General features: G+C 43.8%; 17 protein-coding genes. 7 read left to right on the plus strand and 10 right to left on the minus strand.

Going from position 1 to position 21,461, the window contains the following annotated elements:
• The first annotated feature begins 2 nt into the window (after positions 1-2).
• Positions 3-530, plus strand: coding sequence for a ribosome maturation factor RimM (gene rimM / locus AB9K32_RS07560; RefSeq protein WP_369884823.1), 528 nt, complete (start codon positions 3-5; stop codon positions 528-530).
• Between the two features lie 64 nt (positions 531-594).
• Here rimM and AB9K32_RS07565 read toward each other — a convergent pair whose 3' ends face one another.
• The gene (locus tag AB9K32_RS07565; protein ID WP_338198046.1) at positions 595-1,167 is read right to left on the minus strand and encodes an outer membrane beta-barrel protein; all 573 of its coding nucleotides are present in this window, start codon (positions 1,165-1,167) and stop codon (positions 595-597) included.
• Between the two features lie 243 nt (positions 1,168-1,410).
• On the opposite strand from AB9K32_RS07565, the gene AB9K32_RS07570 reads away from it, so the two are divergent.
• Positions 1,411-2,070 (plus strand): tRNA1(Val) (adenine(37)-N6)-methyltransferase, encoded by a 660-nt coding sequence (locus AB9K32_RS07570; RefSeq protein WP_369884824.1) that lies wholly within the window; start codon positions 1,411-1,413, stop codon positions 2,068-2,070.
• Positions 2,071-2,114: 44 nt separating this feature from the next.
• Positions 2,115-3,293: an acyl-CoA dehydrogenase family protein gene (locus tag AB9K32_RS07575; RefSeq protein WP_369884825.1), complete on the plus strand. Its 1,179-nt coding sequence runs from the start codon at positions 2,115-2,117 to the stop codon at positions 3,291-3,293.
• Between the two features lie 9 nt (positions 3,294-3,302).
• On the opposite strand, the gene AB9K32_RS07580 is transcribed toward AB9K32_RS07575, so the two are convergent.
• The 8 genes from AB9K32_RS07580 to hutH form a co-directional block, all read right to left on the minus strand.
• Positions 3,303-5,603, minus strand: coding sequence for an FdhF/YdeP family oxidoreductase (locus AB9K32_RS07580; protein WP_369884826.1), 2,301 nt, complete (start codon positions 5,601-5,603; stop codon positions 3,303-3,305).
• A gap of 5 nt (positions 5,604-5,608) precedes the next feature.
• The gene (locus AB9K32_RS07585; protein WP_224835595.1) at positions 5,609-6,034 is read right to left on the minus strand and encodes a hypothetical protein; all 426 of its coding nucleotides are present in this window, start codon (positions 6,032-6,034) and stop codon (positions 5,609-5,611) included.
• Positions 6,018-9,017, minus strand: coding sequence for a DNA polymerase III subunit alpha (locus tag AB9K32_RS07590; RefSeq protein WP_369884827.1), 3,000 nt, complete (start codon positions 9,015-9,017; stop codon positions 6,018-6,020). Before AB9K32_RS07590 ends, AB9K32_RS07585 begins: the two co-directional genes overlap by 17 nt.
• A 60-nt stretch (positions 9,018-9,077) precedes the next feature.
• The gene (gene dinB / locus AB9K32_RS07595) at positions 9,078-10,292 is read right to left on the minus strand and encodes a DNA polymerase IV (protein WP_369884828.1); all 1,215 of its coding nucleotides are present in this window, start codon (positions 10,290-10,292) and stop codon (positions 9,078-9,080) included.
• A gap of 298 nt (positions 10,293-10,590) precedes the next feature.
• Positions 10,591-11,562 carry a formimidoylglutamase gene (hutG, locus tag AB9K32_RS07600; protein ID WP_369884829.1) on the minus strand — a complete coding sequence of 324 codons (972 nt, stop codon included), beginning with the start codon at positions 11,560-11,562 and terminating at the stop codon, positions 10,591-10,593.
• A 5-nt stretch (positions 11,563-11,567) separates the two neighbouring features.
• A complete protein-coding gene (locus tag AB9K32_RS07605; RefSeq protein ID WP_369884830.1) occupies positions 11,568-13,571 on the minus strand; it encodes a urocanate hydratase in 2,004 nt (667 codons plus the stop codon).
• Between the two features lie 11 nt (positions 13,572-13,582).
• Complete coding sequence (gene hutI, locus AB9K32_RS07610; protein WP_369884831.1) at positions 13,583-14,809, minus strand: imidazolonepropionase; 1,227 nt, start codon at positions 14,807-14,809, stop codon at positions 13,583-13,585.
• Between the two features lies 1 nt (position 14,810).
• A complete protein-coding gene (gene hutH, locus AB9K32_RS07615; RefSeq protein WP_369884832.1) occupies positions 14,811-16,388 on the minus strand; it encodes a histidine ammonia-lyase in 1,578 nt (525 codons plus the stop codon).
• 75 nt (positions 16,389-16,463) lie between these two features.
• On the opposite strand from hutH, the gene AB9K32_RS07620 reads away from it, so the two are divergent.
• Both AB9K32_RS07620 and AB9K32_RS07625 read left to right on the plus strand, forming a co-directional pair.
• The gene (locus tag AB9K32_RS07620; protein WP_369884833.1) at positions 16,464-17,351 is read left to right on the plus strand and encodes a LysR family transcriptional regulator; all 888 of its coding nucleotides are present in this window, start codon (positions 16,464-16,466) and stop codon (positions 17,349-17,351) included.
• A gap of 48 nt (positions 17,352-17,399) precedes the next feature.
• Positions 17,400-17,954: a nitroreductase gene (locus AB9K32_RS07625; RefSeq protein WP_369884834.1), complete on the plus strand. Its 555-nt coding sequence runs from the start codon at positions 17,400-17,402 to the stop codon at positions 17,952-17,954.
• On the opposite strand, the gene AB9K32_RS07630 is transcribed toward AB9K32_RS07625, so the two are convergent.
• Entirely contained in the window at positions 17,951-18,463 is a 513-nt protein-coding gene (locus tag AB9K32_RS07630; RefSeq protein WP_369884835.1) for a DUF456 domain-containing protein, read from the minus strand. The two genes, AB9K32_RS07625 and AB9K32_RS07630, sit on opposite strands and share 4 nt — an antisense overlap.
• 114 nt (positions 18,464-18,577) lie before the next feature.
• On the opposite strand from AB9K32_RS07630, the gene AB9K32_RS07635 reads away from it, so the two are divergent.
• A complete protein-coding gene (locus AB9K32_RS07635) occupies positions 18,578-19,018 on the plus strand; it encodes a hypothetical protein (RefSeq protein WP_369884836.1) in 441 nt (146 codons plus the stop codon).
• A 106-nt stretch (positions 19,019-19,124) separates the two neighbouring features.
• The gene (locus tag AB9K32_RS07640) at positions 19,125-21,350 is read left to right on the plus strand and encodes a TonB-dependent receptor (RefSeq protein WP_369884837.1); all 2,226 of its coding nucleotides are present in this window, start codon (positions 19,125-19,127) and stop codon (positions 21,348-21,350) included.
• The last annotated feature ends 111 nt before the right edge of the window (positions 21,351-21,461 follow it).

A 21,461-nucleotide genomic window follows, 5' to 3' on the forward strand; every position in this document is an offset into this window, starting at 1 on the left:
CGATGCGCAAGGAAGATTGCTTCTATCTGGGCAAAGTCGTTTCAAAATATAGTTTTAAAGGTGAGGTGTTGGTCAAACTGGACACCGATGAGCCTGATATTTACGAAAACATGGAATCAGTACTTGTTTCATTGGGAAACAATCTGGTTCCATTTTTTATTGATAGATGCCGATTGCATAAATCCAATTTGCTCCGTATCGATTTTGAAGAGGTGAAGGATGAACCTACGGCAGATAAACTTATTGGGTCGGAACTATACTTGCCACTTACCATGTTGCCACCACTTACGGGCAATAAATTTTATTATCACGAGGTTATCGGGTTTACGGTTATGGACGAGTTGCACGGAGATATTGGTATTGTGGAATCCGTGAACGATAGCGCTTCCCAAGATTTGTTCGAAGTAAAAAAAGGGGACAAGGAATTATTGATTCCGGTAAGCGATGATATTATCACTAAAATAGACCGTGAAAACAAAACTATTCATGTAAAAACGCCCGAAGGTCTAGTGGGTTTGTATTTAGGATAGGTTGTCATAAAAAAAGGAGACCGAAACAGCCTCCTTCTTCGCAATAAAAAAACTAGACGAAATTTTATTTTTTCCACTTGCCACCACCTAGGTAGAAACCAAGGGATATGCCTAAGTATGAGTTTTTAATTTCCGCACCCTCACCTAAGTCAGTCTTGCCAATAAGATTATAAGTTGCAGCTAATCTAAATTTGCCAGCTTCAAAACCAGCTCTGATAAGACCACCAAATTTTCCGTCAACCTCAAGTTCTACAGAACCTTCAACTAGTTCTGTGTCGACACTTGAACTTATGTTGCCAAGAGTACTGTATCCAACACCACCACCTAGAAATGGAGCAAAAGAAGAGCTTCCAGAATTAAAATAGTAGTCAAATGTACCAGAATAGGTTCCACTTGCAGTTAAATCAGCTTCAGTTTCGCCTACATTTTTTGCCATGGCGGCAGATTCAAAGCGTATTCCAATATTCATGTTGTCGGCAATATTGTATTTTGGCTCCACTGCGATGAGAACGCCGCCCCCACCATCGGGTATGGTATAACCTAGGTCAAGCCCTACACGGAATTTGCCTTGTTCTTGTGCTTGGGCTACTTGCCCAACAGCTAATATAAGTAGCAAAGCATAAAAAATTTTCTTCATAATCAAAAGTTTAAATAATTTGGTAATGATTTTAACAATGGGGTCTTTCCCCAAAAAATTGGAGACGAAATAAGCATATCCTAGTGTTATGGAGCATCAACAATTTACGAATGCCCTTTATGAACTAATAAATGGTGCTTTTGAATTGACGGTTGTAAATAGGGTACAGTACTTTAACCTATATTTGGACCAATGAAGCCTTTCAAATTCAAAGAATTTACAATCCATCAAGATCAATCTGCTATGAAAGTGGGGACGGATGGAGTTTTACTAGGTGCTTGGGCAAGCCTTGATCATGAACCCAATGCTATTTTGGATATAGGTGCCGGGACTGGCCTAATAGCATTGCAATTGGCACAGCGATCCATGGCTGAAGTCATAGATGCCATTGAGTTGGATGATGCTGCCTATGAGGAATGTGTCGTTAATTTTGAAGCTTCACCTTGGGCGGACAGATTGTTTTGTTACCATGCCGGATTTGATGAATTTGTAGATGAGATGGACGACCAATATGATCTTATTGTCTCTAATCCCCCTTTTTATTCCGAGAAAATGGATAGTGGTAATGTCTCGCGTGACCAAGCGAGGCAAAATAGCTCATTGCCGTTTGATGAATTGGTTGCTGGAGCCTCAAAAATGCTATCCAACAAGGGGGTTTTTGCAGTAATAATTCCTTTTAAGGAAGAAGCCGCTTTTATGGAAATGGCCAAGAATGTTGGTTTGTACCCGAACCGAATCACAAGAGTTAAAGGAAATCCGAATGTTGATAATAAAAGAAGTTTGATGGAATTCTCACACAATAATAATGAACCAAAAATATATACTTTGGTCATAGAAAATGGAAGACATCAATACACAGAAGAATACATCGCATTGACCAAAGCATTTTATTTAAAAATGTAACAATAAGCGAATGAAATGTTATATTTACTTAAAATTTAATCCGAATGAAGCCTGATTTATTTGAAGCCCCAGATTACTACAATCTCGACGATTTACTTTCTGAAGAACATAAATTGGTTCGCGATGCCGCTCGCCAATGGGTAAAGCGAGACATATCGCCAATTATTGAAGAATATGCCCAAAAAGCGGAATTTCCAGAACAGATCATTGGTGGATTGGCCGAAATAGGAGCATTTGGGCCATATATCCCAGAAGAATATGGAGGAGCCGGATTAGATCAGATCAGCTACGGATTGATTATGCAGGAAATCGAACGTGGTGATAGTGGCGTTCGTTCCACAGCTTCCGTGCAATCCTCATTGGTTATGTTTCCCATATTCGCCTACGGTACTGAGGAACAACGAAAAAAATATTTGCCCAAATTGGCAACAGGCGAGTGGATGGGCTGTTTTGGTCTTACCGAACCCAACCATGGTTCCAATCCTGGGGGAATGGAAACCAAGTTTAAGGACGCTGGCGACCATTATGTACTGAACGGGGCAAAACTGTGGATTTCCAACTCACCATTCGCCGATGTGGCCGTAGTTTGGGCCAAAAATGAAGAAGGCAGGATTCACGGACTTATTGTGGAACGCGGAATGGAAGGGTTTTCCACTCCGGAAACACATAATAAATGGTCACTGAGGGCATCTGCCACCGGAGAGCTTATTTTTGATAATGTAAAAGTGCCCAAAGAAAATCTCTTATCGGGCAAAAATGGTTTGGGAGCACCCCTAGGTTGTTTGGACTCGGCCCGATATGGAATTGCATGGGGAGCCATCGGGGCAGCTATGGATTGTTACGATACGGCCTTGCGCTATGCCAAAGAGCGGTTGCAATTTGGAAAACCCATTGCCGCATTCCAGCTGCAACAAAAGAAATTGGCCGAAATGATTACAGAAATCACAAAGGCCCAGTTGTTGGCTTTTCGTTTGGGACAATTAAAGAATGAAGGCAAGGCGACCACCGCACAAATTTCGATGGCCAAGCGGAACAATGTGGAAATGGCCATTAAAATAGCCCGGGAAGCAAGACAAATGCTGGGCGGCATGGGTATAACCGGGGAATACAGTATTATGCGCCACATGATGAATTTGGAAAGTGTGATTACTTATGAAGGTACACATGACATTCATCTATTGATCACTGGTGCAGATATTACGGGAATCCAAGCGTTCAAATAGAGGAGTAAATCACAAAATTTTTTCTACCGTAACCCTTATCGATTTGCTGATGGGGGTCTGACTTTTGTCGGCAAAATGGTTGTGGGGCACCAACATATTGGTCTCAGGAAAATAGGCGGCCATGTTCCCTTTGGGAATGTTATAGGTCACTATCAAGAATTTCTCTGCGGTACGTTGGATACCATCATAATGGCTGTGCAGATTGACCACATCCAATTGTGTCAACCCCTTTTCGGTCATATCCTCTTCATTCATAAAAACCACTCGGCGTTCGTTGTGGATGCCACGGTATCGGTCGTTCAACCCATAAATCGTAGTGTTGAATTGGTCGTGTGAACGAATGGTCATCAATAATAATTCATTTGCTTGCAACTCGTGGTCTGGCAAGGGGGTAATCGATAATTGCGCCATGCCATTCGGGAGCATCCTAAAATCTCGGTTACGGACATTGTTGGGCAAGTAGTATCCAAACCCTTTAGATTGCTCACTGGTGTTCTGGAACCCTTTCACGGTTTTATCGATCAATTTTCGGATGAGATTGTAATCCTGACCTAATTCATACCAGTTCATGGAGTGATTGCCTCTAAAATAGGTGTGTGCCAAGAGCGCAATAATCTCTGGCTCACTTTTGATATGCTCAGAAGCAGGTTTCAGTAGCCCTTTGCTCTGCCTTACTTTGCCCGTGCTGCTTTCCATGGTCAAAAATTGGAGCTCACCGTTTTTCTCATCTTTTTCAGAACGACCAAATGTGGGCAATACCAATGCAGTTTTGCCGGTTATCAAATGGCTTCGGTTAAGTTTGGTGCTAATTTGTACGGTCAACTCACAATTTTGAATAGCCTCTGCGGTGTATTTGGTATCCGAAGCCGCCATCACAAAATTACCGCCCAAACAAATAAAGACCTTTGCCTTTTTTTCGTGCATTGCCTCGATGGCCTCCACGGTATCATACCCTTTTTCGGTGGGAGGATCAAAGTTGAGGTGTTCTTGAATTTTTTTGTTCAGCCTCTTGTTTACGTAGTGCATGATGCCTACGGAGCGGTCGCCTTGGACATTGCTGTGCCCTCGAACCGGACAAGTACCTGCAAAGGGTTTGCCCACGGCTCCTTTGAGCAGCAAAATATTCACGTATTCCTTGATGCAGTCCACTGCATTTTTATGCTGGGTGATTCCCATGGCCCAACAGATGACGATTTTGGAGTTTTCGGCCAACAGCTCCACCACCTTGTCAATTTTGTGCATATATACCCCGGTCCTTTGTTGAAGGCTCTCAACATCATAGCAATCCAAATCTTTTATCAGTTCATCATATCCATCCACGTATTCCACAATAAATTCATGGTCAAGTACATTGTGGTTTTTGGCGTCCAGCGCTACCAGTTTTTTTAGGATCAATTTGGCCAGGGCAACATCCTCATTAATTTTGACAGGTAAGTGAATGTCGGCAATGGGCTGTCCGTTGCCCAACATGTCGGAAACACTTTGGGGATTTTTAAAGTTGACCAATCCTGTTTCGGCCAAGGGGTTGATGCTGATGACCTTGCCACCATTCTTTTTGCATTTTTCCAAAGCGGATAGCATTCTCGGGTGATTGGTCCCGGGATTTTGCCCTACAACTAAAATCACCTCTGCACCATAAAGGTCATCCAGTTTTACCGAGCCTTTGCCAATGCCCAAGGTCTCAGAAAGTGCCACGCCCGATGATTCGTGGCACATATTGGAGCAATCGGGCATGTTGTTGGTGCCAAAAGCTCTGGCAAACATGCCATAGAGGTAGGCAGCTTCATTGCTAGATCTACCGGAGGTATAAAAAATCGCCTCGTTTGGATCCTTGAGTCGATGGAGTTGCTCCGAAATCAATTCAAAGGCATCTTGCCAAGAAATGGCCTCGTAATGGACACTATTTGGCCTTAAGACCATCGGTTCTACTATGCGTCCTAATTTGTTGAGTTCAAAATCACTGAGTCTGGAAAGTTCCTCTACGGAATGTTCCGCAAAAAAGTCGGCGCCGATATGTTCCCGGGTAGCTTCATCGGCCAAAGCTTTTGCCCCATTTTCACAGTATTCCGCAATTTTTGATGGATTTTCGGGAACGGGCCAGGCACAGCTAGGGCAGCGAAAACCGTCCTCTTGGTTCATTTCCAGCAAACTGCGCATGGAACGCACTATCCCCATTTCCTTAAAACCGTGCCGTAGGGCTTCTTTTACGCCCAGAAGTCCAGCTGAGGTCTCCATGGGTTCCTTAAGGCGAAGCCCAGTAAACTTAATGTCTCCGGTAAGGGAAATGTTCCGTTTTGTTTTGTTCTCCATAGTGATCAGTATTGCAATTTTGGATTGGGATAATTGTCCGACTGGTCTTCTGCCCGATTCTCAAGGCAAGTAAAGTCTTTTTCCAATAGCAGATGTAATTTTTTCCCGTTCGGAAGCTCCATTTCGTGTTCAAAACCTACGGTATGGTTGTGGAACCAATTTTTTCCATCAGTTTCTGGAATCATCAATAGCATAATATGATCGGTATAGGATGCCAGTAGTTCATTTGCTTCTGGCATCAGCTTGACCTGATACTGAAAAACATTGTCCACCAATTCGGTTGTTTCCACGATGGAACCTGTTTCGGAGAGTTGTTTTACCTCACTTTGGGTCAATCTAAATCGTATGGAATTCCCTTTGATCCTAATTTTCATGTGCACATTCAATTCGTCTTGGTAAGTTACGGCATTCCGTTCACTTCTTCGAATCAAATAATTTTTTGCTCATTCTCATATCGGCATATCTAGGGTCCTGTACGTAGTTTTCTTTTTTCATTTTGATGACCTCAATGCTCAGGAACCCGAATTCTTCCACGACTTTACCATAAAATCGGTAAATGCCCTTTCCCCTGAAATAATACTTGGCTGCCACGGGTGGGAAGAGCACCGTGTCGAACACTTCGCCGTGCTGGTCTACCAAAGTGGCAAAGTGCATGCGCTTGCCATGATGGGTGGAGGTGTTTTTTACCGTGACCAGATACCCATAAATATCGATGTACTTGTTGAGGTACCGTTCCAAGTCTTTTTGTCCGTTCGTGTTTTTGGGAGGCTCCTCCAACAATTCAAAAGGACTGCAAAGACAGAAGCCCAAGAGTTCCAATTGCTCAAAGGCGGTTTCCAAAGCCGTAGTGTTCAGTTGGGGCATTTGAAATTTTTGATGCCTTGGCGGAAAAAGCTTTGGGTGTTCCAATCGGTCGTTTTTGGAGAGCATCAAATGGGCTTTCCAGAGCAGTTCGTGCTTGTTGATTCCCGTAAAACGAAACGCATCAATACGGATCAAAATGGAAAGTTGCTCCATGCGGATAAATACTCGGTCCAAGAAATCTTCCAAAGAGGAAAAACTTCCGTGGAGCATCCGCTCTTTTAGGATGCGTTCCATGACCCTGCTCTCCAGGTCGCGGAGGTACATCATTCCCAAGTAAATGTGCTTGCCGTAAATGCGGTTGACGATCATACTTTTGTTCACGCAGGGCGGATGAATGGTCGCACCCATCATTCGGGCATCGTGCACGTAGAATTCCGAACGGTAGAACCCGCCTCCATTATTGAGCACGGCCACCATATATTCCAAAGGAAAATAGGCCCTCAAAAACAAACTTTGATAGCTCTCCACGGCATAGGAGGCAGAGTGCCCTTTGGCAAAAGCATAGCCTGCAAAACTGGCCACTTGGTTCCAGATTTCTGAGATGAGGGATTCCGCGTAGCCCTTTTTCCTGCAATTGGAAATAAACTTGTCCTGTACTTTTTGGAACTCTTCCCGCGAGCGGAACTTACCGCTCATACCCCTTCGGAGTACATCGGCTTCGCCAAGGTCCAGACCGGCAAAATGATGGGCCACTTTGATCACATCTTCTTGGTAGACCATTACCCCGTAGGTGTCCGGCATAATTTCCAACATCACGGGATGTGCCTTTTCCTCGGTTCGTCCTTTATTCCGATGGCGTAAAATATATTCCCGCATCATACCGCTTTTGGCCACACCGGGACGGATAATGGAACTGGCGGCGACCAATCCCAGATAATTATCGACCTGTAGTTTTTTCAACAACATCCGCATGGCGGGCGATTCCACATAAAAACAGCCCATGCATTGCGCGGTCTTGATCAAGTTGTTGATGACAGGGTCTTTTTTAAACCCTTTGATGTTGTGGATATCTATTCTGTCATATTTTTCAGGTTGGTTGTAGGCGACGATTTCCAGTGCCTCCTTGATTTTGCCCAGTCCCCGCTGACCAAGGATGTCAAATTTGTAGAGTCCCACATCCTCGGCAATGACCATATCGTATTGGGTAGTGGGAAATCCCTTTGGCGGTAAATGAGTAGCCGAAAACCAATGCAAAGGTTTGTCGCTGATCAAAATCCCCCCTGCGTGAATGCTCAAATAATTGGGTTTGCCCTTGAGCAAGCTGCCATATTTCAGTACGAGTTTTGATACATGGTCCAGTTGGTCGAAATCATATCTTCCCGCCAGTAAAAAATCAATTTCCTGTGGTGGAAGTCCGAACACTTTGCCTAATTCCCGAATTACGCCCCGCTCCTTAAAAGTGACATAAGTACCGAGCAGAGCCACGTGTTCAAAACGTTTGAAAATATATTCGGTCATGGCAGGGCGATCCTTCCACGAAAAATCAATGTCAAAATCGGGAGGATTGGCTCGATAGAGGTTAATGAAACGCTCAAAATAGAGGTCTAGCTCCATAGGGTCCACATCGGTGATGCGGAGCAGGTAGGCCACAATGCTGTTGGCGCCACTGCCTCGACCTACATAAAAGAATCCTTTTTGTCTTGCTTCGGAAACAATGTCCCAATTGATTAAAAAGTAGGAAACGAAACCCATTTTTTTGATGAGTTCCAATTCCTTGTTCAATCTGTTTTTGATGGAATCGTTCACTTCTTCATATCGATAGGGGAGTCCTTCGGCACAGAGTTGGTCCAAGAGCTGTTCGTCTTCTTCAACGCTTCCCAAATAGGTTTTCAGGTTTTGAGGTTTTCTGTCCTTGGAAAAGTCAAAATGGATGCTGCACTTGTTGAGCAGTTTTTCCGTGTTTTCCAAAATAAAAGGGAATTCTGAAAAAGCAGCGGCCAGATTTTGGACGGGATACATTTTTTCTTCTTCGCTGGCCTCTTCTTCCTTTGGAAGTTTGCTCAATAGTAGATTATTGTCGATGGCCCTTAGCAATCTGTGAGCGTTGAAATCCTGTTTGTTCCGAAAGGTAACGGGCTGCTGTACCACTAACTTGGTTGTGAGTGATGCCAACTTGGAAAAGGGAAGCCTACGTAGGTCTTTGATAGAGATTCCGATGAACTCATGATTTTTAAATTGTTCCAGTTCATTGAGCAGCACTTGTTCAAAAGGATATACTACGAATGCATTTTTGAAATCGGGGGCACGGTCTGGAATTTCTGAACCATCATGAAGGTGGTGAGACAAAAAATCATTTAATTCCAGATACCCTTCGTTGTTCTGGGCAATGCCGATAAAGCAGGGTTGGGTTCCATTCCTAAAATCAATGCCCAAAATCGGCTTGATGCCGAATTCCGGTGCTTTTCGAACAAAGTTCAATCCTGCTGAGGTATTATTGATATCCGTGAGCACCAATTGGGTTACGTGGTTCTGTTGCGCCAATTGCAATAGCTCCACCTCCGAAAAGGTCCCGAATCGTAAACTATAATATGTGTGGCAGTTTAAATACAATTGTCAGTCATCAATTATCAATGTCCAATTATCAGTTATCAATTGCTCATTGGAAATTGGTCACTGTTTTCGATGTGCCAAAACCACAGGCGGTTCCCCATTAAAGGGGTTGTGCATGCTCCCAATGGTCTTTGCGCCCATGGCAGAGGCGCGGAGCACACTTCGACTTCCAAACCGGTTACGGACACGGTCCATGGCTTGGTATAGGTTCAAGGCTTCTTCGGTATCTTCGAAAAGGTTGATCTGGTAGTTGCCCGATACCAAATGGCTGAACCGAATCCCGATGAGACGGACCAACATCCGTTTGTTGTACAGTGAGTCGAACAGTTCCAATATTTTTGGGATAAGGGTATGGTCGGCGCTCGTGTACGGAATACGAGATTGTTTGGAGTAGGTGTTGAAATCGGAATACCGGATTTTTACGGCAACGCAGGCCGTCAACTTATCGCCTCGACGTAGTTGATAGGCCAAGTTTTCGGTCATGGCAATCAAAATACCCCTGAGTTTGATGACATCGATGGTGTCTTTATCAAAAGTCCTTTCGTTGGAGATGGATTTTCTGTCGTGGAACGGAATTACGGGAGTGTTGTCTATCCCATTGGCCCTTTTCCAGATTGTCCTACCATTGGCACCCAACACCCGTTGCATTATGTCCATGGGCATATCTTGAACGGTTTTTACTTGCCGTATGCCCAAATTTCGAAGGGTTTGATAGGTTTTATCGCCTACCATCGGAATTTTTTTGATGGAAAGTGGAGCCAAAAAAGGTTTTTCAAGGCCAAAATCTATTTTGAGCTGATTGTTGGGTTTGGCTTCGTTGGTCGCCACTTTGGAAACGACTTTGTTCACTGATAGCCCGAACGAAATGGGCAGTCCTGTTTCCCGAATGATTTTCTGCCGCATTTCCGTGGCATATTTGTAGCAGCCAAAAAAACGGTCCATGCCCGATAGATCGGCGTAAAACTCATCAATGCTCGATTTTTCGAAAACAGGTACATGTTCTTTGATAATCTCCGTGACCACATCCGAATATTTGCTGTAGGTGCCCGCATTGCCACGGATGACCACGGCTTCGGGACAAAGTTCCTTGGCCATTTTCATGGGCATGCCCGAATGGACGCCAAATCCACGGGTCTCATAGCTACAGGCCGCCACTACACCACGGTCGCTGGTACCGCCCACCAATAAAGGCTTGTTTTTAAGCTCTGTATTGATGATGCGCTCCACGGACACATAAAAAGTATCCAAGTCTAGATGCAAAATCGTCTTTTCCATTGTTCAGTTGAAGGAAAGCTAAATTATGGAAATAATCCTATAAAATGGAAATAATCCAAAAAATAAATATCAACAATCCATGCTATTATTTTTTCCGAAAAATCATCATATCTTTGTCACGTTGTGTTGGATTCCAGTCGTGATGATTGGAATCAGGTTGAAGCATCAAAACCGATGCTCGCCAATGAAAGGCTTTCCTTTTGGAAGGCTTTTTTTGTTTGTGGTAATAAGAAAAGGATAAGTGCGGGTGCCACCTCGAGCGCAGTCGAGAGGCTCTGAATGCCAGTTTGGAGCTATATCAACTTCCAGAAATGCTATGTGCCACATGGTGCACTAGTGAAGCGGCCAGTTTAGCCGTTTGTCCATCAATATCGTATTTTGGATTCATCTCGGCAATATCCAAACTGATCAATTTGCCAGAACCGATAATGGTTTTTAAACACTCCAAAACTATGTATGGATTAAAGCCCATGGGCGAAGCTGCACTGACTCCGGGCGCGTAGGCCGAGGAAAAACCATCCAAGTCGATGGTCACATAAATGTGGTCCACATTTTTGGCAAAGGCATTGATCCAGGTTGTGATTTCCTCCAGTAAGGGAATTTGGAAGGTATCGTTCATCACATAAATGACATCAAGGTCCCTAGCCGTTTGAAAAAGACTTCGGTCGTTGGCATCCCTTCGAATACCCAAACACAGATAGTTGAAATCGATGCCTTCTTTCTCACAGTCCTTGGCTATTTGATAAAACGGAGTGCCGGAATTGCTCTGCTCCGTATTCTTTCGCAAATCAAAATGTGCATCAAAATTGATAATGCCGATGGTCTGTCCTTCTTTTTTTGCATCTAAATATTTTTTGATACCATTATAATGGCCATAGGCCATATCGTGTCCGCCACCCAAAACAATCGGAAACTGTTTTTTCTCCAAAAGCAGGCTAACCGCTTCGGTCAGCTTCATTTGGGCAGACTCCATATCCCCTTCATCACAGGTAATGGAACCCACATCGTGCAAAAGCACATGGCTACCCAAGTGATTGGGCATTTTTCCAAAACTACTTTTAATAGTGTCCGGACCATTCACTGCACCAATTCGCCCTTGGTTACGGCGAACCCCTTCATCGCAGGCGTAGCCCAAAAGCGCAATGGATTTTTTTTGGGCTTCGGGGACTTCTTCCAAAGGTGTGCAGTGTACCTTTTCGTGGAGGTACAGCCATTTATTGGAGATTCTACCTGTCCATAGGTCAGATTTGGGAGCTTCGTAATTTTTCATTGCTGTCAAAAAAGGTGGTCCAAAATATTAGGTTCTACCAGATGAGGCAAAGTTACTTTTAAATTTGGAGTGCGCTCCATTTCTCGTTCAATGGCAAATCGGGCTTCCTTATTTCTAGCCCAACTTCTTCGGGAAATCCCATTGTTCACATCAAAAAATAACATTTTCTTCAATCGGCTGGAAGCTTCTTCGGAACCGTCGAGCACCATGCCAAACCCACCATTGATCACTTCGCCCCAGCCAACGCCGCCACCGTTGTGGATGGATACCCAGGTAGCTCCCCTAAAACTGTCCCCGATCACATTTTGGATGGCCATATCGGCGGTAAATTTGCTGCCATCGTAAATATTGCTCGTCTCTCGAAAGGGGGAATCGGTTCCGCTAACATCGTGATGGTCGCGACCCAATACCACGGGAGCACTGATTTCACCCTTGGCAATGGCGGTGTTGAAAGCATCAGCGATTTTGCTTCGCCCTTCGGTATCGGCATAAAGGATTCGAGCTTGCGAACCTACCACCAATTTGTTTTGTTCCGCTTCCGAAATCCATTTGATGTTGTCCTGCATTTGCTGTTGGATTTCTTCTGGTGCTTCGGATTTTATCTTTTTCATCACCTCCAAGGCAATGGCATCCGTTTTTTGAAGATCTTTTGGGTCTCCCGACGTACAAACCCATCGGAAAGGGCCAAAACCATAATCAAAACACATGGGTCCCAAAATATCCTGCACATAAGATGGATACCTGAAATCGATATTGTTCTCGGCCATCACATCGCCGCCCGCACGGGAAACTTCCAATAAAAAGGCGTTTCCATAATCAAAAAAGTAGGTGCCTTTTGCAGTGTGCTTGTTGATGGCATTGATTTGTCTTCGCAAAGATTCTTGTACTTTTTCTTTAAAAGCCTCGGGATTGTCAACCATCAAAGCGTTGGATTCCTCAAAAGAAAGTCCAACGGGATAGTAGCCACCCGCCCAAGGATTGTGCAAAGAAGTTTGGTCCGATCCCAAATGAACAAAAATATTTTCCTCATCAAACCGTTCCCAAACATCGACCACATTGCCGATGTAGGCCAAGGAGATCACTTCCTTGTTTTTTACAGCATCTTTGGTGCGTACCACCAATAGGTCCAAATCCACCAACAATTCATCCACCCAACCTTGATCGTGTCGTTTTTTGGCAGCTTCGGGGTTGACCTCGGCACAAATGGTGATACCGCCAGCAATATTTCCTGCTTTGGGTTGAGCGCCACTCATGCCGCCCAATCCAGCAGTTAAGAAAATTTTGCCTTCGGGGGATTCATTTTTCTCCAATATTTTTCGGAAAGCATTCATTACTGTGATGGCCGTTCCGTGTACTATGCCTTGTGGACCAATGTACATATAGGAACCTGCAGTCATTTGTCCATACTGAGTCACACCTAATGCATTGAAACGTTCCCAATCGTCAGGTTTGGAGTAATTCGGAATCATCATGCCATTGGTGACGACCACCCTTGGCGCTTCTTTTGATGATGGAAAAAGTCCCATCGGATGCCCTGAATACATATGCAAGGTCTGCTCCTCGGTCATTTCAGCCAAATATTTCATGGTGAGTAGGTACTGTGCCCAGTTTTGAAACACTGCTCCATTTCCTCCGTAGGTGATTAATTCCTCGGGGTGTTGTGCCACAGCGGGGTCCAAATTATTTTGAATCATCAACATAATGGCTGCTGCCTGATGCGTTTTTGCAGGATATTCTGAAATAGGACGTGCATACATTTCATAATCGGGCTTGAACCGATGCATATAAATGCGACCATAGGTTTTTAACTCCTCCGCAAATTCGGATGCGAGTTCCTTGTGCCAAGCCTCGGGAAAATAGCGTAGCGCATTTTGCGCGGCCAGTTTTTTCTCTTCTTTGGAAAGAGTGTCTTTCCGTTTTGGGGCTGGATTTCCGTTTTTTGGATAAGCCTTTTTTGCAGGAAGCTGTGCGGGTATGCCTTGAAGTATCTGTTGCTGAAATTCAGTCATGATTTAAATTTTTAGTGGATGGGGGTTCCATTTTTCCATACCGAACTAGGTTTTAATTGCCCTTGGTGGTATGTGATTTCTTGGTAATTGTCGGTTGGGAAAACAACAAAGTCGGCTTGCGCTCCTGCTTCCAGTTTTCCACGGTCTTCCAATCGTAATGCTGCAGCTGCCCTAAAGGTGATTCCTGAAAGCACTTCGGTGTTCGACAGTTTTTCAAAGGTTCCCAAAATACTGGCTTGGGTCAACAAGTCGCCCATGGGGGCAGATCCTGGGTTGTGGTCGCTGGCAATGGACAAAGCGCCGCCTGCATCTAAAATTTTACGGGCAGGGGTGTAAGCACATCCCAATCCGAGGGATGCTCCCGGCAAAGCTGTGGCAATGGTGTTGCTCTTGGCCAACAATTGGATTTCTTTTTCGGTACTGGCTTCCAAATGGTCGGCGCTTAACGCATCAAAATCTACGGCTACTTGACTCCCTCCTGTGGTAAATTGGTCGGCGTGTACGGTGATATCGAATCCCATTGCTTTTGCTTTTTGAAAATAGGGTTTGATTTCTTCGGGGGAAAAAGCACTTTCCTCTACAAAGGCATCCACTCGATTAGCCAAATTTTCAGCTTTGATGATAGGAAACAATTCGTTCATGATCACATCTAGATATTCTCGGTCTTGATTCCAATCTTTGGGCTTCATGTGGGCTGCTAAACAGGTCGGAACCAAGGTCGCATTAGAAGTTTTATTGGCCTGTTTAATGGCACGTAGCATTTTCAGTTCTTCATCCACAGAAAGCCCGTAGCCACTTTTTACCTCGAGGGTTGTTATCCCATTTTTTAAATGTTTTTGACTTCTAGAAATGATACCTGAAACCAATTCATCCTGTGAAGCTTTTCGGGTTTGGGTCACCGTGTCCCAGATGCCACCACCTGCCTTGGCAATTTCCAAATAGGTTTTTCCTGCATTTCGGTAAGCGTAATCTCGAGCGCGGGTGCCCCCAAAACAAATATGGGTATGGGAATCCACAAACCCTGGTAGGCAAACATGTTTCCCATCGATATGGTGAATATCGACATCGGATGATTTCATTTCATCGAAAACTCCAACTTTGAGAATTTTTCCATCAGCGACCAGAATCCCTCCATTTTCAATAATGGGTAGTTGATCATCTTTGAGCGCTCCCTTTAAGGGGAGTCCCGTCATCGGCAGCAATTGGGTGAATGGTCCTATTAAGAGTGGTTTGTTCATATCAGTACGTTTCAAATTCATCAAGATGTGGTGCATCCCAAGTCAGTTCTTTTTCTTTCATTACCGATTCCACCAAATCAATGATTTCTCGATTTTGAATGATTTCAATTCCTTTTTCAATATCGTCTGCAAAGACACGGTCGTTTTCGGCGAAAGCAACCTTTGTTCTCAGGAAGGTATGGATTTCATCCAACAGAATCCCCGATTTCAATGGTTTTCTATATTCAAATGCCTGAGCTGCGGTCAATAACTCGATGGCAAGGATTTTCTCTACGTTGTTAATAATGTTGAGCGCTTTTCTACCGCTGATGGAACCCATGCTCACATGGTCTTCCTGTCCCAAAGAGGTTGGGATACTGTCCGCACTGGCAGGGAAACACAAACTTTTGTTCTCGCTGGCCAATGCAGCCGAGGTATACTGCAAAATCATATAGCCAGAATTGATGCCCGTATCCTTCATCAATAATTTGGGAACTCCTGGACTGTTGCCTTCCAGGGCCAGGTAAATGCGTCGGTCGGAGATATTTCCGATTTCCGAAGCGGCCAAAGCTGCGTAATCCAAAGCCATGGCCAAAGGTTGCCCGTGGAAATTTCCACCGCTTATGGTGAGTTCATCATTTACGATGACAGGGTTGTCGGTTACCGAGTTGAGCTCGATTTCCAATAATTCTTTGAGGTGCAACCAAGCATTTCGTGATGCGCCATGTACTTGCGGGATACAGCGAAGGGAGTAGGGGTCCTGTACACGTTCACAATCAATATGATCTTCCAAAATCTCGGAACCTTGGAGCAAGGTACGGATCCTGCCCGCAACGTGCTGATTGCCTTTGAAGGGCCGTAGTTTGTGCAATTCTTCAAAAAATGGCTTCATGGAACCTTGCAGGCCTTCGAGCATCATAGCACCGATAATATCGGCATGGCGCAAACAATGTTGTAGTTTGTGAACGACCATCACTCCATGTGCAGCGATAAATTGGGTGCCATTGATTAAGGCAAGCCCTTCTTTTGGACCCAAATTTAGCGGTTGTAACCCTTTTTGTTGAAATAGTACTTGTGTTGGAATGGTTTTACCTTGATATTCTACTTTGCCGAGACCAATCAACGGCAAAAACAGATGGGAAAGCGGTGCTAAATCGCCGGATGCGCCAACCGAACCTTGGGATGGAACCATGGGAATGGCATCGTTATCCAAATGCCACAACATGCGTTGCAAGGTGGTTTCTGCAATCCCCGAAAACCCTTTCGCCAAAGCATGGATTTTAAGAATCAGCATGATTTTAGCCAATTCATTGGAAATGGGTTGTCCCACTCCTACGCTATGACTTTGCAATATATTGGATTGAAGTATTTTGGTGTCCTCCTTGGAAATTTTGGTGTTACAAAGAGGACCAAAGCCCGTGTTGATGCCATACACTGTATCGCCTTTTTCCACAATGCACTGTACCCGTTGGTGACTTGCATTCACATTTTTAAGGCACTCTTCTGAGAAAATACCTTTTGTGGTTCCCTTGGCCAAACCCAAAGCTATGCTTGCGGTTAAATGATCCTCACCAAATTGAAATTTTCGGTCTTTTGCCATGTTCTTTCCTTTTCCATAAAATTATAGGTTATGATTAATAACCACCAATACTTATTTTTGTAATAATCAATAAGTATGAATTATCAATTAGAACTTCGTCATTTTATCTATTTTTTGGCTGTGGCCGAAGAACTTCATTATAGAAAGGCAGCTGAAAAGTTGTTTATTTCCCAGCCGGGTTTGAGTACGCAAATCAAACAAATGGAAGAGATACTTGGAACGCAACTTTTTGTGAGGGACAAAAAGAAAGTGAGTTTGACACCAGCGGGGGAGTTTTTAAAAAAGGAGGTAGAGTTTATTTTGAATCATCTCGACCAGACCAAAAAACAGGTGAAACTTATAGGCGATGGACAATTGGGAGAGGTTCGAATCGGGTTTTTAGGTTCGGCCATGCAAAATGTGGTGCCCAATTTATTATTAGGATTGAAGGAAAAGTATCCCGCCGTGCACACCACTTTGGAAGAGCTTTCCAACAGAGCACAGATCAATGCAATTTTGGCCGACCGATTGGATTTGGGTTTTGTGCGATTGTCACGAGTACCGAAAGGATTGGATGTGAAACCTGTTTTTGAAGATACCTTTTCTTTGGTACTGCCAGAGGACCATCCTTTGGATGAAGCTAATTTTAAGAATATCAATCAAGTGGCTGAAGAGGCTTTTATCCTATTTTCCCAAGATTATAGCCCTATGTACTACGATACGGTGCTCAGTATTTGCGTGGATAACGGATTTGTTCCGAATGTGTCACATAAATCCGTTCATGCGCAGACCATTTTTAAATTGGTAGAGAATAAGTTGGGTATTGCCATTGTTCCGACAACGCTTCAACATGGGTTTCAGATGAAAGTAAAGTTTATCGAAATGAAGAAAATAAAACAGCGTGCTGTTTTGAGTATGGTCTGGAAAACGGATAATCGAAATCCTGCGCTTCAAAAATGTATGGACTTGCTCATGAAATTATGATGGGAACAATTTGGAGCGTAACTTTGGAATTCAACTTAAAGAATAGTTATGATTTTTGATTTGATCGAAAAGAGAAGAAGTATTTTTCCTCCTCAATATATTGATAGGCCCATTGCCAAAGATGTCTTGGAAAAAATTCTGGAAGCCGCCAATTGGGCACCTACCCACAAAAAAACCGAGCCATGGCGTTTTAAAGTTTTGACTGGGGACAAGAAACAGGAGTTGGGTATTTTTCTTGCCAATAAGTATGAGGAAACGGATCCTAATCCGAAACAGATAAAAATTAAAAAATTACAGTTCAACCCATCCAATTCGGGAGCGGTAATTGCAATTTGCATGCAACGCGATCCAAAAGAAAGTTTGCCCGAGTGGGAAGAAATTGCCGCAGTTTCCATGGCGGTGCAAAACATGTGGCTATGTTGCACAGAATTGGGAATTGGAAGTTATTGGTCTTCGCCTGGACTCATCAAATACATGGATGAGTTTTTTGATTTGGCACCGGGTGAAAAATGTTTAGGCTTTTTCTATATGGGCTATTATGAAGGAGCTGTTGAACCATCGAGTAGAACCCCTATTTCGGAAAAGGTGGAGTGGATGGACTAAGCAAAAGTAAACAGGTCGCCCGCATATTTGATGGTGATGTACACGTAAAAAATGGCATAAGCCACTGTTAGGACGAACTTCATAAAAGTGCCCGTTAAAAAGCCTAAAAATGAACCGAAAGCCGCCTTCATGGCGGTTTTTTTATTGGCTTTGTTCAGCAGTTCACCAACTAATGCACCTACAAACGGCCAAATAATAATTCCGAAGGGACCAAAAACAGGAACAAAAATGGCGACGAGCAATCCAACAATGGTACCCCACATTCCGGCTTTACTACCTCCAAATTTTTTGGTGCCCATAGCTGGAATCACATAATCCAAAATTGTAATGGTAATGGCGAGGACAAATGTAATTCCGAGCACCCACCAATTATCCGGTATGGCTTTGGTCAAATAAAGTAGTAGCAGCCCCACCCAACTAATGGGAGGTCCTGGCAATACCGGCAAAAAGCTGCCCAATATGCCAATAAGCATTAAAAGAAACCCTAAAATGAGCAATGCAATGTCCATGGTCGTGTTTTACTGTTAGACAAATGTAGCCGACAATTGTTACAAACAAAATCAAAATAAAACCCTACTCTTAATTTTTTCGTAGGTAAATTTGAAACCGATTATCAAGCGTTCGTGAAACTGCATAGCGTACATACAAAACCAAGGTTCATCCGAATAGGGTGCGCAGGTATGTGTGTATTTTATTTGATCGGACTTTTTAACAGTCTGGTATTGGAGACCTTGCATGAGGCTGCTCACATTTGGGCCCCTGAAACACATTATCATGGTTTTGCGTCCGATCACGAAACTATCGATTATTCTTCATTGGATGCCATGGCCGGTCACTCGCATGAGGCATTGGAAGCCTTAAAGGAGTTGTTGGTGGCCAACCAACCCGATAAGCAAGAATCTAAAGGTGATTTTAGCCTTAAATTGGACAAACATTTTTTTGAGGACGCTCAAAGAACGTTGAAATTGCATTCTTGGACCGTAAACAGGGGGCATTGGGCATACATAGACTTAACTTCTCTTTGGAGTCAGGGCATAACCACGCCCCCTCCCCAGTATGGCTAAAAATAGTAGACCAATTTTTGAAAATAGGTTCCAATCTTCTTTGGAACTGGTCTAGTATTTCTATAGTTCAGACTTATTTACACAAATCAAATTAAAAGATAACGACATGAAATATTTTATGGCGGCATTGTCCATGCTTTTTATGGGCACTATTGCTGCACAAAACGTAAAGGGAAAACTGGTGGATGAGGCAGGTTCCCCGATAGAGGATGCTGGTATTTTTAACAAGACCAGTGGTCAACATAGCCATACCGATGGAACGGGACATTTTGTTCTGGACAGGACCTCGGTAAGCGATACCATTTACTTTTCCAGATTGGGATATGCCACCAAAACTTTGGTGGTGAAACAATCTGATCTTGGCACTTCCTTGACCATTGTGTTGGACGAAAGTTCAATTTCCTTGGATCAAGTAGTCTTGGTATCGGAAGTTGATGCACTTAGCAGATTGGTAGATGTGGATGTTCAGGCGGATCCTGTAAAATCTTCACAAGAAATATTGAGAAAAGTCCCTGGACTCATTATAGGGCAACATGCCGGAGGAGGAAAGGCGGAGCAAATATTTTTGAGAGGTTTTGATGTGGACCACGGAACCGATGTGGCCATCAACGTGGACGGAATGCCGGTGAACATGGTGTCTCATGCCCATGGACAGGGATATGCGGACCTTCATTTTGTGATTCCGGAAACCATAGAGAACATCAATTTTGGAAAAGGGCCCTATTATGCGGACCAAGGCAACTTTAATACAGCAGGTTATGTTGACCTAAGATTGAGAAAAAGTTTGGAAAAAAATGTGCTCTCCACCGAAATAGGCCAATTTGGTGCCCGTAGGTTTATGGGAATGTTCAATGTAATGGATAATCAGAACAGCAATGCCTATTTGGCATCCGAACTGTACTTAACCGATGGGCCTTTTGAATCACCTCAGAATTTTAACCGAATAAATATTTTAGGTAGATACCGCTATGCATTGCCCGGTGATCAAGAACTGTTATTGACAGCTTCTCACTTTTCCAGCAAATGGGATGCATCGGGTCAAATACCCCAACGAGCCGTGGACCAAGGCTTGATTGGTCGTTTTGGGGCTATTGATGATACCGAAGGCGGAAAAACCAGCAGGACAAACTTTGTGCTCAATCACAATAAAAACTTGGGGATCGGTAAATCCATAAACACCATGGCCTATGTTTCGCATTATGATTTTGAACTGTATTCCAACTTTACCTTTTTCTTGGAAGACCCTGTAAACGGAGATCAAATCAAACAGTTTGAGGACCGAATGATGGCAGGAGCGAAGACAGTTTTCCAGAACAATTCGGCCAATTTGGGAGGGCTGGGATTTAAGTACAATGCAGGAATCGGTTTTAGGTACGATAATGTTGACGATAATCAATTGTCCCGTACCCTGAACCGCCAGGAACTGTTGGAGCGTTTGGCCTATGGCGATGTGGATGAGGTGAATGGTTACGCCTTTGCCGGTGCCGAGTTTAAATCGGGTAAATTTACGTTTGAACCAGCGCTGCGATTGGATTACTTCCGGTTCGATTACATCAACAAAATGAGCGAGCTGTACGATAGCCGTAGTGAAGAAAAGGTGGCATTCAGTCCTAAGTTCAATACCATTTACAGTCCAACAGCAAACACCCAGTTTTTCTTGAAAACAGGTATTGGTTTCCACTCCAACGATACCAGAGTTGTGGTAGCCAACGGTGGTGAAGAGATTCTGCCGGCGGCCTATGGGGTGGATTTAGGAACCATAATCAGACCAGTGGATAAGTTAGTCTTAAACGCTACACTTTGGACCTTGTTCCTAGATCAAGAGTTTGTGTACGTTGGGGATGCGGCCATTGTAGAACCCAGTGGAAAGACCAGAAGAATGGGACTAGAGGTAGGAGCAAGATACCAACCATTGGATTGGCTGTACCTTTATACAGATGCCAACTATACCCATGCCAGGAGTACCGAGGAGGCCGATGGGGAAGATTACATACCCTTGGCACCCGATTTTACCATGGTAGGTGGTCTTACTTTGGGAGGCGATCAGGGCTTTTCTGGGGGATTGAACTATAGGTATATTGATGACAGACCAGCCAATGAGGACAATTCCATCGTGGCTGAAGGCTATTTTGTTACCGATGCCACACTCAATTATAGTGTCAACAATTGGACATTTGGACTCATTTTGGAAAACCTGTTCGACACCGAATGGAACGAAACACAGTTTGCCACGGAAAGCCGTTTGTTCAACGAACCGAACTCTTTTGAAGAGATTCATTTTACTCCGGGCACACCTTTCTACTTGCGTGGAAAAGTTACTGTAACATTTTAAATAGTTATCCGCCAGTACACTACACTGGCGGATTTTTTCTTCATTTTTAAACTAAAAAATTAGTTTAAACTAAATATTTAGTTATATTTGTTTCGTGTTGAACTAAAAAGT

This window comes from Allomuricauda sp. XS_ASV26 (assembly GCF_041224615.1).
GTDB classification, from domain to species: Bacteria; Bacteroidota; Bacteroidia; order Flavobacteriales; family Flavobacteriaceae; genus Flagellimonas; species Flagellimonas alginolytica.

What these genes read in the sequence shown, in the direction of transcription:
- hutI (WP_369884831.1), bottom strand. Translation starts at nt 14,809, where the DNA reads ATGAACAAACCACTCTTAATAGGACCATTCACCCAATTGCTGCCGATG.
- dinB (WP_369884828.1), bottom strand. Translation starts at nt 10,292, where the DNA reads ATGGAAAAGACGATTTTGCATCTAGACTTGGATACTTTTTATGTGTCC.
- AB9K32_RS07630 (WP_369884835.1), bottom strand. Translation starts at nt 18,463, where the DNA reads ATGGACATTGCATTGCTCATTTTAGGGTTTCTTTTAATGCTTATTGGC.
- AB9K32_RS07575 (WP_369884825.1), top strand. Translation starts at nt 2,115, where the DNA reads ATGAAGCCTGATTTATTTGAAGCCCCAGATTACTACAATCTCGACGAT.
- AB9K32_RS07580 (WP_369884826.1), bottom strand. Translation starts at nt 5,603, where the DNA reads ATGGAGAACAAAACAAAACGGAACATTTCCCTTACCGGAGACATTAAG.
- AB9K32_RS07570 (WP_369884824.1), top strand. Translation starts at nt 1,411, where the DNA reads ATGAAAGTGGGGACGGATGGAGTTTTACTAGGTGCTTGGGCAAGCCTT.
- AB9K32_RS07620 (WP_369884833.1), top strand. Translation starts at nt 16,464, where the DNA reads ATGAATTATCAATTAGAACTTCGTCATTTTATCTATTTTTTGGCTGTG.
- hutG (WP_369884829.1), bottom strand. Translation starts at nt 11,562, where the DNA reads ATGAAAAATTACGAAGCTCCCAAATCTGACCTATGGACAGGTAGAATC.
- rimM (WP_369884823.1), top strand. Translation starts at nt 3, where the DNA reads ATGCGCAAGGAAGATTGCTTCTATCTGGGCAAAGTCGTTTCAAAATAT.
- hutH (WP_369884832.1), bottom strand. Translation starts at nt 16,388, where the DNA reads ATGGCAAAAGACCGAAAATTTCAATTTGGTGAGGATCATTTAACCGCA.
- AB9K32_RS07625 (WP_369884834.1), top strand. Translation starts at nt 17,400, where the DNA reads ATGATTTTTGATTTGATCGAAAAGAGAAGAAGTATTTTTCCTCCTCAA.
- AB9K32_RS07640 (WP_369884837.1), top strand. Translation starts at nt 19,125, where the DNA reads ATGAAATATTTTATGGCGGCATTGTCCATGCTTTTTATGGGCACTATT.
- AB9K32_RS07565 (WP_338198046.1), bottom strand. Translation starts at nt 1,167, where the DNA reads ATGAAGAAAATTTTTTATGCTTTGCTACTTATATTAGCTGTTGGGCAA.
- AB9K32_RS07605 (WP_369884830.1), bottom strand. Translation starts at nt 13,571, where the DNA reads ATGACTGAATTTCAGCAACAGATACTTCAAGGCATACCCGCACAGCTT.